The organism is Streptomyces cucumeris (assembly GCF_024295805.1).
GTDB classification, from domain to species: domain Bacteria; phylum Actinomycetota; class Actinomycetes; order Streptomycetales; family Streptomycetaceae; genus Streptomyces; species Streptomyces cucumeris.
Window position 1 is genome coordinate 76,459 of sequence record NZ_JANCLX010000015.1, and the last position, 15,391, is coordinate 91,849.

Sequence of the window (15,391 nt, forward strand, 5' to 3'; positions counted from 1 at the left end):
CGGCTGGTCCGGGACGTGGCGGCGCTCCCCGAGGGGGAGGACCCGTGGTGCGCCGGGGTGGTGGTGGCCGCCGGGACCGGATCGGATCCGGAGCCGCTGGTCCTCGAAGCGTCCGGCTGGGCGGTGCGCCACGCGGCCCATGACCGGGAGCTGCCGCGCGAGCGGTGGGAGCCGGTGCGCACCGACACCGTCTTCGACCTCGCCTCGCTCACCAAGCTGTTCACCACCATCCTGGCGGTACGGGCGGTCGAACGCGGACGGATCGCGCTGGACGCGCCCGTCGCCGCGTACGCCCCGCGGTTCACCGCCGCCGCCGAGCACGGCATGACGGTGCGGCAGCTCCTCACCCACACCTCGGGCCTGGTCCCCGAACTCCCCCTGTACGAGTGCGGCTCCGACGAGGAGCGGCGGGCCCGGCTGGCCGCCGAACCCCCGGCCACCCCGCCCGGCACCGCGCGCCGCTACTCCGACCTCAACTTCCTGCTGCTCCAGGCGGTGCTGGAGGGCGCCGCGGACGAACCCCTGGACCGGCTGGTCCACGACACCGTCACCGCTCCCCTCGGGATGACCTCCACCCGCTTCCGCCCGCCCGCCTCCTGGCTGCCGCGGATCGCCGCGACCGAGGACCAGCGGCGCCCCTGGGGCAAACTGGACCGGGGCATGGTGCGGGGCACGGTCCACGACGAGAACGCCTACGCGCTGGGCGGTGTCGCGGGCCACGCCGGACTCTTCGCCACCGCCGGTGACCTCGCCGCGCTGTGCCGTGCGCTGCTGCGGGGCGGCGGCCCGCTGCTCTCCCCGGCGTCGGTGGAGCTGATGCTGACCGCGCCGGGTCTGGGCTTCGAGATCGACCAGCCGTGGTTCATGGGGGAGTTGGCGGGCCGGGGCGCGGCGGGCCACACCGGGTTCACCGGCACCAGTCTGGTCCTGGACCGCGCCACCGACTCCTATCTGATCCTGCTGGCCAACACCGTCCACCCGCGCCGCCGCCCCGCCGACAGCCGCCCGAGGGCGGCCGCGGCGACGGCCCTGGCCCGGGCCGTACGGGGCGGCGCGTAGTCCCGCTCGCGGGCCGGGGCCGTCAGTCCTCGGCGGGCGGCCAGCCGTCGCCCCACACGGTGTCGCGGGCGGCGCGGTAGAGGGGGCCCTGGCGCTTGGTGACGGTCCGGCGGGTCAGCCCCTCGTCCGCGGTGCACAGGTCCAGCAGCACCTGGCCCTTGCGGATCTGCGGATGGCGGGTCACCCGGGACGGGGCCGGTGCGGCGGGGAAGCGGACCGCGGCCACATAGCTGAACTTCTCGTCCTCGTACGGCAGTGAGCCTCCCTTGACCTGGCGGTGCAGGGAGGAGCGGCTGACCCGGGCGGCGAAGTGGCACCAGTCGGCGCCCGGTTCGATGGGGCAGGCCGCGCCGTGCGGGCAGGGGGCGACCAGGGTCAGCCCCGCGGCGGTGAACCGGTCGCGGGCCTCACGGACGCGGGCGAAGCCGTCGGGGGTGCCCGGTTCGACCAGCACCACGGCCCGCGCGGTGCGCGCGGCCTCGTCGACGACGGCGTGCCGGTCGGCCTCGGTCAGCTCGCCGAGTACGTACGAGACGGTGACGAGGTCCGTCGGGTCGGGGAGGGCGAGACCGTCGCCGATGGCCCGCCGCTGCCACCGGGCGCCGCGCAGGGCCTCGGAGTCCGCCTGGCCGGCCAGTTCACGGCCGAGGGCGAGGGCGGGCTCGGCCCAGTCCAGCACGGTGGTGGTGTGGCCGCCGTCCGGCCAGGCGGCGGCGACCGCCCAGCTCGCCGCGCCGGTGCCGCCGCCGATGTCGATATGCGAGGCCGGGGTCCAGTCGGGGACCCGGGCGCGGAACGCGGCGAGGGCGGCGCGGACCGCCTCGAAGGTCGCGGGCATCCGGTAGGCGGCGTACGCGGCGACATCGGAGCGGTCGCGCAGCACGGGTGCGTCGGTGGGGGTGCGGCCGCGGTAGTTGGCGATCAGCCGCTCGACCGCCCGCGCCGCCTGGCGGGGCGGCAGTCCGTCGAGGAGCCCGGCGAGCGCGGTGCGCAGTGTCTCGTCGGCGGGGGCGGGGTGAGGGGCGTGCATTGGGCGGATTCTACCGGCCGGAAGGGCCTGTCCGGATGCGAGACGATACGTATCGATTCGCTTTACCCGAGTCCTTCGATAGATTGGCGCCATGGCCGACAAAGCAGCCCCCGACGCCACCCGCCGCAGCCAGCGCTCGCACCGCGCGATTCTCGACGCCGCCATCGAACTCGTCGGCGAGGTGGGCTATCCCAAGCTCACCATCGAGGCCATCGCCGCCCGCGCCGGGGTCGGCAAACAGACCATCTACCGCTGGTGGCCCTCGAAGGCCGCGGTGCTGCTCGATGCCTTCGTGGCGCTCGGCGAGCGGGCCGCCCGGGAGGCGGGCGGCGAGGACACCTACGAGATCCCCGACACCGGGGACCTGGAGGCGGATCTGAAGACGGTGGTGCGGGCGACGGTGGACGAGCTGAACGCGCCCGGCTACGACGCCCCGTCGCGCGCCCTGGCCGCCGAGACCGTGATCAACGCCGAGCTGGGCGCCGAGTTCGTCCGCCGGGCGCTGGAGCCGCAGCTCCAGCTCTATGTGAACCGGCTGCGCGCCGCGCAGGACGCCGGGCAGGTGGATCCCGCGATCGATCCGCGGCTCGCCCTGGAGCTGATCGTCGGGCCGCTGGCCCACCGCTGGCTGCTGCGCACCCTGCCGCTGACCCATGAGTACGGCGACACCGTGGTCGAGATGGCGCTGCGCGGGATCACCGTGCGCTAGGCGCCGGCCCGCCCGGCGCCGCGCGCCCGGCCGTCCATCCGGTGGAGGCCCGGACCGGCGGCGGAGGGGTGCCCAGCCGCTGCGGCGCGTCGGTGATGATGCCGTCGCAGCCCAGCCGCAGCATCCGGTCCCGCTGGCCGGGGGTGTTCACGGTGTGTGCCCAGACCCGGCGGATGCCCGAGGCGACGGCGCGCCGCACATCGGCGTCGCGCGCCTTGTAGTCCACGTCCAGCAGTTCGACGAAGCCGCGCCAGTCGCGCGGCCGGTCGGTGGTCATCTGGCGGGCGGACCGCCAGAGCTGGGTCCGTACGCCCAGGCCGTGGGCCTGCCGGGCCACCTCGGGATGGTTGGTGTTGACGAAGACGGAGCGGACCAGACCCCGCTCGCGGATCATCCGGGCCAGCCGCGGCAGGCTCTCCGGGTCCTTGGCCTCGACCATCAGTGTGGTCCGGCCGCCGAAGCGGTCCAGCGCCTCGGCGACGGTGGGCGGCCGCTCGGCTCGCCAGCTACCGGGGAGGGCGGGGTCGGGGCGGAGCCGTACGGACTCCCAGTCGGCGGCGGTGAGGTTCTTCACGGGGCCGGTGTGGTCCGTCGTACGGTCCAGCGTCGCGTCGTGGATCACCACCAGCGTGCCGTCCCCCAGCATGCGGGTGTCGAAGTCCAGGACCTGTGCGTGCCGCCGGACGAAGGCGGCGGTCAGCCCGGACATGCTGTTCTCGGGTTCTTCGAGGGCGCCGCCGCGGTGGGCGGTGTAGACGACCGCCCGGGAGGGCCGGGCCGGACGTATCGCCTCCGGGAGCGGGGCGCTGGTCAGCGGGGCGGGGCGGCGCGCTGAGGGCCGCGTGGCGGGATGGGCCGCGAGGGCCACCGGTATCGACAGGGTGAGCACCGCCATGCCGGTCACAAAGCGCCTGGTGATCATAAACGGAACGCTAAGGGTGAGACATCCGTTATGCCCTGATATCAGCACCCGGACGTGGGTCCCTCACGTACCCCGGATGCGGACACCGGCCCCCTCGGGAGCAGGATGGTGGCAGCATTGATCGGGTACCGGCCGTACCGCCGGTACCGGCGGTGAAGCGAGGCGGTAGATGGAACGCAAGGGCAGGTTCTCCCAGTGGCTGCGTCGGCCGAGGAGCGGATCGGGCGGCGATACCGGCACGGGAGCGGGCGCCGGGGGCGTCCGCGAGGACCTGCTCATGGCCGCCGCGGCCGCGGGATTCCCGCTCGCGCCGGCCGCCCATCCGTCCGGCTACGGCTGTTCCTGTGACCGCATCGGCTGTCCCACCCCGGCCCGCCACCCCGTCTCCTTCGCCTGGCAGACCCAGGCCACCACCGACCCGGACAAGGTCGCCGGATGGCTGCGCGCCGATCAGCAGGCCAACTTCATCACCGCCACCGGCATCGTCCACGATGTGCTCGACGTCCCCGCGGACGCCGGACGGCAGGCCATGGAGGTGCTCGGCGAGGCCGGGATCGAGATCGGACCCGTCGCCACCAGCAGCGCCGATCTCCAGCAGAGCCGGATGCTGTTCTTCACCGCCACCCGCGGCACCCCGGACGACGAGGACGAGTGGTGGCCGTGCGAGCTGGACTGCCACCCCGAGACCATGGACGAGCACCCCGGGCTGCGCTGGCACTGCCGCGGCAGCTACGTCCTGGTACCGCCCGCGCGGCTGCCGGGGGACGGCCATGTGGGCTGGCTGCTCGGCCCGGAGCGGCCGCTGCCCGATCCGCTGTCGCTGCTGGAGACGCTGACCGACGCCTGCGCCCGGTTCGTCGGCGAGAACCACGACCACGACCACGCCGCCTGGCCGATGGGGCGGTAGCGGGCGAGAGGAACACGGGCCGTGAGGAGCGCGCGGCCGGGCGTCACTCGCCCTTGGCCGCCGTCACACCCTCCAGCCGGTTGAGGAACACCACCTTGGGGTCCGCGGCGTCCTCCGCCGGGACCCGTACCGCGGCCTCCGAGATCCGGGTCAGCGTCACCGACTTCTTCGCCTCGCCCGTCATCAGCGCCTTGATCTGCGCGTCGGGGTTGGGCCGGAAACCCTTGGCCATCGTCTGCTTCTGACGGTGGTGGGAGCTGAAGAACACCAGTGCCCCGCCGTCCTGGGTGCGCAGCCCCACCGGGGCGTAACGGCCGCCCTGCGCCGGGGTGTCGATGTACTCGGTCCAGAACTTCGGCGTGCGCAGGAACTTCTTCCGCGTGGCCCGGATCGAGGACGTCGCCTGGCCGTCGGCGAAGGTGCCGCCCTTGCCCGTCATCAGGTAATCGGTGTACTCGGCGCTCAACCGGTCCGGCCGGACCGCCAGTTCCCGCGCCGGGCCCCGGACCGCCACCGGCCGTGCCCAGCCGTCCTTGTCGGTCGCCAGGTCCGGTACCTCGTCCTGGCTGAGGATGGACAGGTACGCGGCCTTCCACGGCTCGTCCGCACCCGCCCGGGTGAACACGAACAGCCAGCGGTTGTCGTCCCGGTTGCTGTCGGTGTCCGCCACGAAGAACTTGGGCCAGCCCACCTGCTTCGGGATCCGGTAACGGGCCCCGGTCAGCTCCAGCGCGGGGAACCCGGGGTTGCCCTCCGGCTTGTTGGCGTGCTGCGCCTTCAGGTCCGCGGTGGTCATGGCCTCGAGCGGACCCGTCTCGACCTGACCGGCCAGCGACGGGTCCAGCTCGCGGTATGCCTTGTTGTAGGTGTCGGTGAACCGCTTGAGTGCCTCGGGCGCCTCAGCCCTGTCCACCGACGGGATGTTCTCCCGCTCGCCGTGCACCGTCATGCACCCGGTCAGCGCCGTCCCCAGCGCCAGCACCACCGCGGCCGTCCGAACCGCCTTCCGCCGACGGGGTGGCCTGGGTGTCATGGGGCTCCTGCTCCTTCGGGGCGCGTACGGACGGCGACACCCTACCGGGGGAGAAGAAGAAGACCAGCGTGGGGACCAGATACAGCAGCCACACCGTGACCTGGACCCAGGTCGGGTCCGGCTGGAAGTTGAACACGCCCTTGAGCAGGGTGCCGTACCAGGAGTCCGGCGGCACCGTCTCACTGATGTCGAACGCCCGGTCGGCCAGGCCGGGCACGAACTCGGCCTCCTGGAGGTCGTGGAAGCCGTACGCCAGCACCCCGGCGGCCACCACGATCAGCATCCCGCCGGTCCAGGTGAAGAACTTCGCCAGGTTGATCCGCAGCGCGCCCCGGTAGAACAGCCAGCCCAGCACCACCGCGGTCAACAGCCCCAGCGCCGCGCCGAGCAGCGGATCCGTGGCACCGTTGTTGCCCGCCCGGACCGCGGTCCAGATGAACAGCGCGGTCTCCAGACCCTCCCGGCCCACCGCCAGGAACGCGGTGACCACCAGCGCACCGGTGCCCATCGCCAGCGCGGCGTCCAGTTTGCCGTGCAGTTCGGCCTTCAGATGGCGGGCGGTGCGCCGCATCCAGAAGACCATCCAGGTCACCAGGGCGACCGCGATGATGGACAGTGAACCGCCCAGCGCCTCCTGCGCCTCGAAGGTCAGCTCCTGCGAACCGAACTCCAGCGCCGCGCCGAAGGACAGGCTGAGCGCCACCGCGGCGCCGATCCCCAGCCACACCGGCCGCAGCGCGTCCCGCCGCCCGGTCTTGACCAGATAGGCCACCAGGATGCACACGACCAGGCTGGCTTCGAGCCCTTCGCGCAGACCGATCAGATAGTTGCCGAACACGGGGTTCGCCTTCCTCTCGCAGAGTCCCTCAGGAGAACAGCGCCCGGCCCCACCAGTCGTCCTTGTCACGGACGCCCGGCGGAACGGCGAACAGCGCCGAACCCACGTGCTGGATGTACTCGTTGAGCGCGTCCTGCCGCGCCAGATTGCGCTGCACGGTGACGAACCCGTCGCGCACGTCGTGCTGGTAGGCGAGGAAGAACAGTCCGGCGTCCAGCCGTCCCAGACCGTCGGTGCCGTCGGTGAAGGAGTAGCCGCGGCGCAGCAGCCGCGCCCCGCCGTTGGAGTCCGGGTGGGCCAGCCGGACATGGGCGTCGGGCAGCATCGCCTTGAGGTTGGGCTCGTCCCGTTCGCGCTGCTTGCCGTAGGGCGCGCCCTCGCCCTTGTCCCGGCCGAAGATGTCCTCCTGCTCCTTGAGCGAGGTGCGGTCCCAGGTCTCGATATGCATCCGGATGCGCCGGGCCACCAGGTAGGAGCCGCCCACCAGCCAGTCCGGGCCCGCCTTCCCGCCGACCCAGACGTGCTTCTTCAGCGCCGCCTCGTCGGTGCCCGGGATGTTCCGGGTGCCGTCCTTGAAGCCCATCATGTTGCGCGGGGTCTGGGCCTCGGGTGTGGTCGAGGACGTCTTGCCGAAGCCGAGCTGGGACCAGCGGATGGCGACCGTGCCCATGCCGATCCGGGCGAGGTTGCGGATGGCGTGCACCGCCACCTGCGGATCGTCGGCGCACGCCTGGACGCACAGATCGCCGTCGCTGCGGGCCGCGTCGAGGTTGTCCCCGGGGAACGCGGGCAGGTCGATCAGCCCCTCGGGGCGGCGCCCCGCCAGACCGAACCGGTCCTTGCCCTTCTTGTCCTCGAACAGCCCCGGTCCGAAGCCGATGGTGAGGGTGAGCCGGGACGCCTTGAGGCCGAGCGCCTCACCGGTGTCGTCCGGCGGGGCCTCCGCCAGGTCGCTGACCGCGCCGCCGCCGACGGAGTGGCCCTGGGTCATCCGGGCGGCGGCCTTCGTCCACTCCTTGAGCATCGCGATCAGCGCGTCACGGTCGTCGGTGGTGACATCGAAGGCCGCGAAGTGCAGCCGGTCCTGGACCGCGGTGGCGATGCCCGCCTGGTGCGCGCCGTAGAAGGGCACCGCGGCGCCGCTGTCCGCCACCGTGCGGGTGGTGTCCCCGTCACCGCCGCCCAGGGCGACCGCCGTACCCCCGGCGGCCGCGGCGCCGAGCGCGAGCCCGGCACCTCCCCAGCCGATCAGGGCTCGGCGTGAGGGGCTCGTCACGGCATCGTCGGTCATGTCCGGCTTCTCCCTGCTGCGTTGGCGTTCCGTGGACGGGTCCGGCGGCGTCACTTCTTGACGACGACGACGGCGGCGGCAAGCTGCGACAGCGGCTCGGCCAGTGCGTTGACCGCGTCGGAGAGCTTCTTGCGGTCCGCCTTGGAGACGGTGTCGTAGGAGACGAAGCCATCGCCCTCGCGGTAGCCGTCCAGCAGCTTGTCGACCGCCTTGAACTCCTTGTCCAGCGTCTTGGTCAGGGCGGGCTTGCGCTGCGAGGCGACCGGGCGCAGCAGGGTGTACGAGGTCTCGGCGCCCTCGACGTTGGCCTTGAAGTCCACCAGGTCGGTGTGGCTGTAGCGCTCCTCCTCACCGGTGACCTTGCCGGTCTGCACCTCGTCCAGCAGCTCCTTGGCGCCGTTGGCCATACCGGTGGGGGTGATCTCGGCGGTGCCGACCCGCTTCTGCCAGTCCTTGAGGTCCTTCACCAGCAGGTCGGCGAGGTCCTTGTCGGCCGCGGTGATCTTCTTGTCCTGCCACAGGGACTTCTCCAGCCGGTGCCAGCCGGTCCACTTCTGGCCCTTCTCCAGACCGTCCTCGCGCACATCGACCTTGGGGTCGATATCGCCGAAGGACTCGGCGACCGGCTCGGTGCGCTCCCAGCCGATACGGGAGGGGGCGTACGCCTTCTTGGCGGCCTTGAGGTCGCCCTTCTTGATCGCGTCGGTGAACTTCTCGACCGCGGGCAGCGTCTCGTCGGCCTGGGTCTGCGCGTAGGTGCGGTACGCGGCGACGGCCTTGTCCAGCCTGGGGTCGCGCTTGGCAACCTTGCCCTTGCCGGTGGCGGACACCTTCTGGCGGATGCCGTGGCCCTTCATCCCGGGCTTGCAGGCGATCTCGTAGCTACCGGCCTTGACCTCGGCGTTGATCGTGGTCTTGGTGTGCGGGCCGATGTTCTCCCGCTCGGTGACGATCCGGTCGCCGGGGGCGTACACATAGACCTCGGTGACCTTGGAACCCTTGTTCTCCACGGCCAGCTTCACATGCCCGGCGGGGAAGGAGGTCTTCGAGACCTCGCACGTGTCGTCGGAGGCGGTCACCTGGACGGCGTCGGAGTCCTTGGCGTCGGACTTCTCGGCGCAGCCGGCGACGGCGGTGATCGTCGTCAGCGCCGATATCGCGGCGACAACGGAGGTGCGAGCGGCTCGCATACAGGGGCTCCAGGCAGGCTCAGGGGGTGGAACGGGCGGTCGGACCCAACGGCACGGAACCGATAAGGCTGCCCTAACTTAACTGAGGCTTGCCTGTACAGTTCCTATGGATTCCCATGATCTGGTCTGCATCGGGTAAAGATTTCGCCATGTGGTGCGTCGCGCCGCGGCAGTACCAGCAGCTCCGTGGTGCGGGGGTGCGGCAGCACCTCCACCGGCTGCCGGTAGACCCGGGAGAGCAGTTCCGCGTCGAAAACCCGCTCCGGCGGCCCCTCCGCCACCACCCGCCCCTCGTGCAGCACCGCCGTCCGGTCCGCGTACGCCGCGGCAAGACCCAGATCGTGCAGCACCACCACCACCGCGTCACCGGCCGCCGCCCGCTCCCGGCCCAGCCGCAGCACCAGCTCCTGGTGGCGCAGATCGAGTGCGGCGGTCGGCTCGTCGAGCAGCAGCAGGGCGGTGCGCTGGGCCAGCACCCGGGCCAGCGCCACCCGGGCCCGCTCCCCGCCGGAGAGCGAGGAGAAGGGGCGCGCGGCGAACCCGTCCACCTCGGTCGCGGCCATCGCCGCCGCCACGGCCTCCCCGTCCTCGTCCTCGGCCGCGGTCCCCGCCCACGGCGCGCGGCCCATCCGGACCACCTCCGCCACGGTGAAGGGGAAGGAGAGCGTGGTGGCCTGGGGGAGTACCGCACGGCGCAGCGCCAGTTCGGCCGGGGCCCACTCGGCCACCGGCCGCCCCCCGAGCCGTACCGTCCCGGACTCCACCGGAAGATCGGCGGCCAGGGCGGCCAAGAGGGTGGACTTGCCCGCGCCGTTCGGACCCACCAGCGCCAGCACCTCCCCGGCCCGCACCGTCAGGTCCACCTCCGAGAGCACCGTGCGGCCCGCCAGCCGCACCCGCGCCCCGGACGCCTCGGCCACCACGGCGCCGGGGGCCACCGGGCCGGGCGATCGGCGTCCCCGCGCGGTGAACAGCCGCCTCATGCCCAGCCCCCCTGTCTGCGCCGGGTCCTGCGCAGCAGCCAGAAGAAGAACGGACTGCCGAAGAGCGCGGTGAGCACGCCCAGCGGCAGTTCGGCGGGCTGGGCCACGGTGCGCGCCGCCAGATCCGCCGCCACCAGCACCAGCGCACCGCCCAGGGCGCTGCCGGGGATCAGGAAGCGGTGTCCGGGCCCGGCCGCCATCCGCAGCAGATGCGGCACCAGCAGTCCGACGAAGGTGATGACGCCCGCGACGGCGACCGCCGCCGCCGTCAGCAGCGCCACCACGAGGATCAGCGTCATCCGCAACCGCTCGACGTCCACCCCGAGATGACGGGCCGGGCGCTCGCCGAGGGCCAGCAGATCCAGCTTCCGGGCGAAGGCCGGGGCGATGGCCAGACCCGCCAGCGCGCACGGCAGCACCGCCAGCACCTTCGGCCAGGTGGCCTGGGCGAGTGAGCCGAGCTGCCAGAAGGTGATCTGGGTGAGCTGGGCGTTGTCGGCGAAGAAGACGGCCAGTCCGATGAGCGCCCCGGCGAAGGCGTTGACCGCGATCCCGGTGAGGATGAGGGTGACCACCTCGGTCCGGCCGTCCAGCCGCGACAGCGCGTAGACCAGGAGGACGGTCAGCAGCCCTGCGGCGAACGCGAACGCGGTCACCGTCCAGTTGCCCAGGACGTCCAGGCCCAGTGCGATGGCACCGGCCGCGCCCACGGCGGCGCCCATCGAGATGCCGATCACGCCCGGTTCGGCCAGCGGATTGCCGAACACCCCCTGCATCAGCGCGCCCGCACAGCCCAGCGACGCCCCGACCAGCAGCGCGAGCACCACCCGCGGCAGCCGGACGTTCCACAGCACGCTCTCGCCGACCCGGTCCAGCGCCGCGCCGCCCAGACCGGCACGGTGCAGCAGGGAGTCCACCATGCCGCCCAGCGGGATCTCATACGCGCCGATCGACGCGGACAGCAGGGCGAGGACGGCCAGGGCGGTGCCGAGCCCGAGGGTGAGCCAGCCGGTCCGGCGGCCCTGCCGGGTCTCCCCGGCGGCCGGGGCCGGTTCCGCGGAGAGGTCCGGTGCCGGTGGGCTGTGACGCGGCGGCGCGCTCAACGCCGGTCCTCGGGGTGCAACTGCTCCACCAGGGAGGCGAGTACCTGATCGGTGCGGGGGCCGTAGTTGAGCAGCACCCCGTCGTCCACGGCGACCACCCGGCGGTCCAGGCCCGCCGGGGTCTCGGCGACCCCGGGCAGTTCCAGCAGCCCGTCGATTCCGCCGACCGACTCCAGCCCCTTGGTCATCACCAGGATCGCGTCCGGCGCGGCCTTGGCGAGGGCCTCGCTGGTGATCGGGGTGAAGTCCTTGGTGAGCCCGGACGCCTTGCCCGCGTCCACCGCCCCGGCCGCCTCCAGCAGCGAACCCGCGCCCGAGTCACGCCCGCCGAGCAGATAGACGGAGGCCGAGCCACGGACGTAGAGGAAGGCGACACGGGGTTTGCGGCCGGACGCGGGCAGCTCCCCGCGCACCGAGGCGATCCGCCGGTCGGTGCGCTTCACCAGTTCGGCACCGGCTCCGCGCACTCCGAGCGCCGCGGCCACCGCGCCGATCCTGCGGTCGATATCGGACATCCGCTTCGGCGGGTCGAACAGCACCAGCGGGATCCCGGCGTCCCGGATCTGGTCGATGGCCTCGCCGGGTCCGGTGGTGGTGTCGGCCAGCACCACGGTGGGCTTGAGCGAGAGCACGCTCTCCGCGGAGACATCGTGGGCGCGGGTGACCACGGGCAGCTTCGCCGCCTGGGCGAAGGTGGCGGTGATGTCCCGGGCGACCACGTTGCGGCCCAGGCCCAGGGTGAAGACGAGTTCGGAGAGCGAGCCGCTGAGCGGCACGATCCGGTCGGTGGCGCGCACCGTCACCCGATGTCCGTCGGCGGACCGCACGGTGGCCGGAAGCGTGGCTTTCGGCGTACCGCGCAGCGGTTCCACCCGGTCGGCCGCCGGGGCGCGTCCGGCGGTCTTCTCCGTGGCCCCGCCGGACCCTCCGCAGCCGCTCAGGGCGAGCAGGGCCAGCACGGTCAGCGGGATCAGCAGGGCGGCCGGCCACCCGGTGGGACGCGGTCCATGACGCAAGTGCCGTGACTCCGACGGCAGTTGATCCACGAGTCAGCCTCTCCGCGCGATGGCGCTGTTCCGACCTGATGCGATGTAGCTTAGGTTAGCCTTACCAATCTTCGCCAGGTGTGGAAGGGGCTCGTGATGCCGTCGTTCAAGCCATTCCGCGGATCCGCCGTGGGGGCCGTACCGGTGCTGTGCGCCGCACTGCTGGGCGCGGCGCTGCCCGGCGTCCTGCCGGTGACGGCGGCCCGCGCGGCGGACCGCACGGTCGCGGGCGGGCGGCTGGACTGGGGCATCAAGTCCTCGTTCCAGAGCTATGTCACCGGGCCCATCGCCCAGGGGAGCTGGAGCCTGCGGAACGGCGCCGCCACCGTCGGCAACAGCCAGTTCCGCTTCCACTCCGCCAGCGGCACCTACGACCCGGACAGCGGTGCCTTCCGGGCGGGTTACGCGGGCGGGGTGCGGTTCACCGGCCACCGCAAGGCCAACGGCGACCACGAACTGGACCTCACCATCAGTCGTCCCACGGTGCGTATCACCGGTGGCCGCGGCACCCTCTACGCCGATCTCAGCAGCAAGGCGAAGGGCACCGGTACGGTCACCCGGTCCAGCCAGGTGCCGCTGGCCTCGCTCGACCTGAGCGGGGTGAACATGCGCGGCGGCGGCTCCCCGGTGACGCTGACCAACCTGCCCGCCAGACTCACCGCGCGCGGCGCCACTGCGTTCGCGGGCTACTACACCGAGGGCACCGCGCTGGACCCGGTGAGCCTGTCGGCGGACGTCGCCGGGAAGAAGCCCGCGCCCGGCGCCACCCGCGGCCCCGACCGGGAACCGAAAGGGGCCGACCAGCGCGGGAAGCACCCCGGCTTCACCGGGGCGGCCCTCGACTGGGGGGTGCGCCGTACCTTCCGCGAGTACGTCACCGGGCCGATCGCGCGGGGGGAGTGGCGGCTGTCCGACGGTGCGCAGGACGGTGGCGCGCTGTTCCGCTTCCCGCGTGGCAAGGGGGAGTTCAATGAGCGCAAGGGCACGCTCCGGGCCGACTTCCAGGGCAGGTTGCGGTTCCGCGGCAACAAGCTGGACCTCGCGCTGAGCGGGGTGTCCGTATGGATCGCCGACGGCCGGGGCACACTCTCGGCCGATGTGGCGGACGGCCGCTCCACCGACCGCGATGTGCCGCTGGCCACGTTCGCGGTCAAGCGGCTCCGGCCGGAGCACGGCCTGATCACGGTGGCGGAGGCCCCGGCGAAGCTCACCGCGCGCGGTGCCACCGCGTTCGGCGGCCTCTACCGGGCGGGCACCGCCATGGACCCGGTCTCGCTCGCGGTCGCCGTGGACGGCAAGGCCGCGCTGCCCCCGCTGCCGGACCTCGGCAGCGCACCGTCGGCCACCGCGCCGGAGCCGGGCGCCACCAGCCGGACACCGTCCGGCGGATCGCCCAAGACGGCGGCGGAGTCCGGCGGTTCATCCCCGTCCACGGCCACCGTGGCGTGGGCCGCCGGGGCGGGCGGTGGTGCATTGGCGGCCGCGGCGGTGGCGTTCGCCGTGCTGCGGCGGCGGGCGTCGGCCCGGGCGTCCACCGGGCCGTCGGCGGAGTCGGCGGACTGAACCGACCCCCCTTCGTTCCCCTGTCCCTTCCCCGCTCCTCTTTCCTTCCGACTCCGATCAGGAGGCATCGTATGAACACCACCGAGACCACTCCCGGCAGACGCTCACCGCGCGCCGTGCTCGCCCTCGCCACGGCCGTGGCCGCCGCCGCGGCCATCGGCGCCACCGTGGCGGTGCTGCCCGCCCACGCTGCCGGGGAGGCGCCGGGCGCCCCCGCGCTGGAGTTGAAGGACGGCACCCTGGACTGGGGTGTGAAGGAGGGGTTCCGTAAGTACGTCACGGGACCGATAGCCCACGGGAAGATCGAGGTGTCGGACGGGGCCCGGCAGGCGCCCGACAACGGCCCGTTCACCTTCACCGACGGCACCGGCAGCTATGACACCGCCACCCACGCCGTGGACACCACCTTCAAGGGCAAGGTCCGCTTCACCGGCCACAACGGCGCCCTCGATCTCGCCCTCGCCGACCTCACGGTGCGGACGAAGGGCACCACCGGCGCCATCACCGCCGATGTCACCGCCTCCGGCACGACCAGTGACGATGTCGAACTCGCCACCCTGGACCTGTCCCAGGTGCGTCCGGAGACCGGTGAGGGCGGCCGGATGACGTTCGCGAAGATCCCCACCAAGCTGACCGCCGCCGGGGCCAAGGCGTTCAACAACATGTACCCCGAGGGCCAGGAGCTGGACCCGGCCACCCTGGCGGTGACCCCGGGTGGCCCCGCCGGGCCCACCCCCTCGACCACCCCGACCACCGCAACCCCCACCCCGACCGCGAGCACCACCCCGACGGCCACCCCGACCACCGGCGGGCCCACCGGCAAGCCGACCGACACACCCACCACCTCCGGCCCCGACGAGGGGGAGCCCGGTGTGGCCGACGGGAATCTCGACTGGGGTGTGAAGGAGGGGTTCCGTAAGTACGTCACCGGACCGATAGCCCACGGGAAGATCGCTCTCAGCGGTGGGGCCACCCGGCGCGGGGACGGCTACCGCTTCCCCGACGGCCGGGGCAGCCATGACGCCGACAAGGGCTCACTGGAGGCGAAGTTCGCCGGGGCCGTCCGCTTCACCGGTCATGAGGGCGCGCTGGACCTGAAGTTCAGTGATCTGGGCATCGAGGTGAACGGCTCCAAGGGCGTGCTGATCGCCGATGTGCGCTCCAAGGACCGCACCACCGGCAAGGTCACCACCAGCCAGGACGTCCGGCTGGCCGAGCTGACCACCAAGGCCGGTGCGCTGAAGCCGAAGGACGACATCATCACGCTCAGCGGTCTCCCGGCCGCCCTCACCTCCGACGGCGCCAAGGCGTTCGGCGGCTTCTACCAGCCGGGCGAGAAGCTGGACCCGGTCAGTGTGACCGTCTCCCTCGACAAGGGCGCCGGCCTGCCCGGGGACACCGGTGGCGGGGACGGCGACTCCGGGACCGGCGGTTCCGGTTCGACCGGCGGCGACGGTGGCGCGGGAGCCGTCACCGGGGGCGGTACGACGGGCGGTGGCACCGGCTCGCTGGCCTCCACCGGTGCGGGTATCCCCGGTGAGGCACTGGTCGGCGGGGCCGCGGCGATGGTGGCGGTCGGGGCCGCGGCCGTCTTCGCGGCGGCCCGCCGCCGCACCGGCTCCACGGTCGGCGCGGAATCCTGACGCGGTGTCGTGGGGGGCCCCCCCCCCCCCGGCGCCCCGGCCCCCCGCCGTGCGGGGGGGGGGGCCCCCCGGGA

14 protein-coding genes are annotated in these 15,391 nt (G+C 73.0%); 5 read left to right on the top strand and 9 right to left on the bottom strand.

Features of this window, described 5'->3' with window-relative positions:
* Nucleotides 1-15 precede the first annotated feature (15 nt).
* A complete protein-coding gene (locus NMK44_RS22235; protein ID WP_374215320.1) occupies nt 16-1,059 on the top strand; it encodes a serine hydrolase domain-containing protein in 1,044 nt (347 codons plus the stop codon).
* A 22-nt stretch (nt 1,060-1,081) separates the two neighbouring features.
* Here the strand turns inward: NMK44_RS22235 and NMK44_RS22240 are convergent, their stop codons facing one another.
* Nucleotides 1,082-2,089, bottom strand: coding sequence for a small ribosomal subunit Rsm22 family protein (locus NMK44_RS22240; protein ID WP_254745775.1), 1,008 nt, complete (start codon nt 2,087-2,089; stop codon nt 1,082-1,084).
* A 91-nt stretch (nt 2,090-2,180) separates the two neighbouring features.
* Here NMK44_RS22240 and NMK44_RS22245 point away from each other — a divergent pair, with 91 nt between their 5' ends.
* Nucleotides 2,181-2,798, top strand: coding sequence for a TetR/AcrR family transcriptional regulator (locus NMK44_RS22245; RefSeq protein ID WP_254745776.1), 618 nt, complete (start codon nt 2,181-2,183; stop codon nt 2,796-2,798).
* On the opposite strand, the gene NMK44_RS22250 is transcribed toward NMK44_RS22245, so the two are convergent.
* Complete coding sequence (locus NMK44_RS22250; protein ID WP_254745777.1) at nt 2,785-3,720, bottom strand: glycerophosphodiester phosphodiesterase; 936 nt, start codon at nt 3,718-3,720, stop codon at nt 2,785-2,787. The genes NMK44_RS22245 and NMK44_RS22250 overlap by 14 nt on opposite strands.
* A 169-nt stretch (nt 3,721-3,889) precedes the next feature.
* Between NMK44_RS22250 and NMK44_RS22255 the strand changes: the two genes are divergently transcribed.
* A complete protein-coding gene (locus NMK44_RS22255) occupies nt 3,890-4,627 on the top strand; it encodes a bifunctional DNA primase/polymerase (protein WP_254745778.1) in 738 nt (245 codons plus the stop codon).
* Nucleotides 4,628-4,670: 43 nt separating this feature from the next.
* Here NMK44_RS22255 and NMK44_RS22260 read toward each other — a convergent pair whose 3' ends face one another.
* From NMK44_RS22260 to NMK44_RS22290, 7 genes are all read right to left on the bottom strand, one after another.
* On the bottom strand, nt 4,671-5,612 hold the full coding sequence (locus NMK44_RS22260; protein WP_489660294.1) for an SCO2278 family lipoprotein: 942 nt from the start codon (nt 5,610-5,612) through the stop codon (nt 4,671-4,673).
* Nucleotides 5,527-6,498: an iron uptake transporter permease EfeU gene (gene efeU / locus NMK44_RS22265; protein WP_254745781.1), complete on the bottom strand. Its 972-nt coding sequence runs from the start codon at nt 6,496-6,498 to the stop codon at nt 5,527-5,529. Before efeU ends, NMK44_RS22260 begins: the two co-directional genes overlap by 86 nt.
* A 28-nt stretch (nt 6,499-6,526) precedes the next feature.
* Nucleotides 6,527-7,789 (bottom strand): iron uptake transporter deferrochelatase/peroxidase subunit, encoded by a 1,263-nt coding sequence (efeB, locus tag NMK44_RS22270; protein WP_254745783.1) that lies wholly within the window; start codon nt 7,787-7,789, stop codon nt 6,527-6,529.
* A 50-nt stretch (nt 7,790-7,839) separates the two neighbouring features.
* Complete coding sequence (gene efeO / locus NMK44_RS22275) at nt 7,840-8,979, bottom strand: iron uptake system protein EfeO (protein ID WP_254745785.1); 1,140 nt, start codon at nt 8,977-8,979, stop codon at nt 7,840-7,842.
* A gap of 104 nt (nt 8,980-9,083) precedes the next feature.
* The gene (locus NMK44_RS22280; protein WP_254745787.1) at nt 9,084-9,962 is read right to left on the bottom strand and encodes a heme ABC transporter ATP-binding protein; all 879 of its coding nucleotides are present in this window, start codon (nt 9,960-9,962) and stop codon (nt 9,084-9,086) included.
* Nucleotides 9,959-11,065: a FecCD family ABC transporter permease gene (locus NMK44_RS22285; protein ID WP_254745789.1), complete on the bottom strand. Its 1,107-nt coding sequence runs from the start codon at nt 11,063-11,065 to the stop codon at nt 9,959-9,961. Before NMK44_RS22285 ends, NMK44_RS22280 begins: the two co-directional genes overlap by 4 nt.
* Nucleotides 11,062-12,102, bottom strand: a complete 1,041-nt coding sequence (locus NMK44_RS22290; protein WP_374215321.1) for a heme/hemin ABC transporter substrate-binding protein — start codon at nt 12,100-12,102, stop codon at nt 11,062-11,064. The genes NMK44_RS22285 and NMK44_RS22290 overlap by 4 nt, the downstream gene beginning before the upstream one ends.
* A 105-nt stretch (nt 12,103-12,207) precedes the next feature.
* Between NMK44_RS22290 and NMK44_RS22295 the strand changes: the two genes are divergently transcribed.
* Together NMK44_RS22295 and NMK44_RS22300 are read left to right on the top strand one after the other, a co-directional pair.
* Nucleotides 12,208-13,674 (top strand): HtaA domain-containing protein, encoded by a 1,467-nt coding sequence (locus NMK44_RS22295; protein WP_254745791.1) that lies wholly within the window; start codon nt 12,208-12,210, stop codon nt 13,672-13,674.
* Between the two features lie 71 nt (nt 13,675-13,745).
* Nucleotides 13,746-15,317: an HtaA domain-containing protein gene (locus tag NMK44_RS22300; RefSeq protein ID WP_254745793.1), complete on the top strand. Its 1,572-nt coding sequence runs from the start codon at nt 13,746-13,748 to the stop codon at nt 15,315-15,317.
* Nucleotides 15,318-15,391 lie beyond the last annotated feature (74 nt).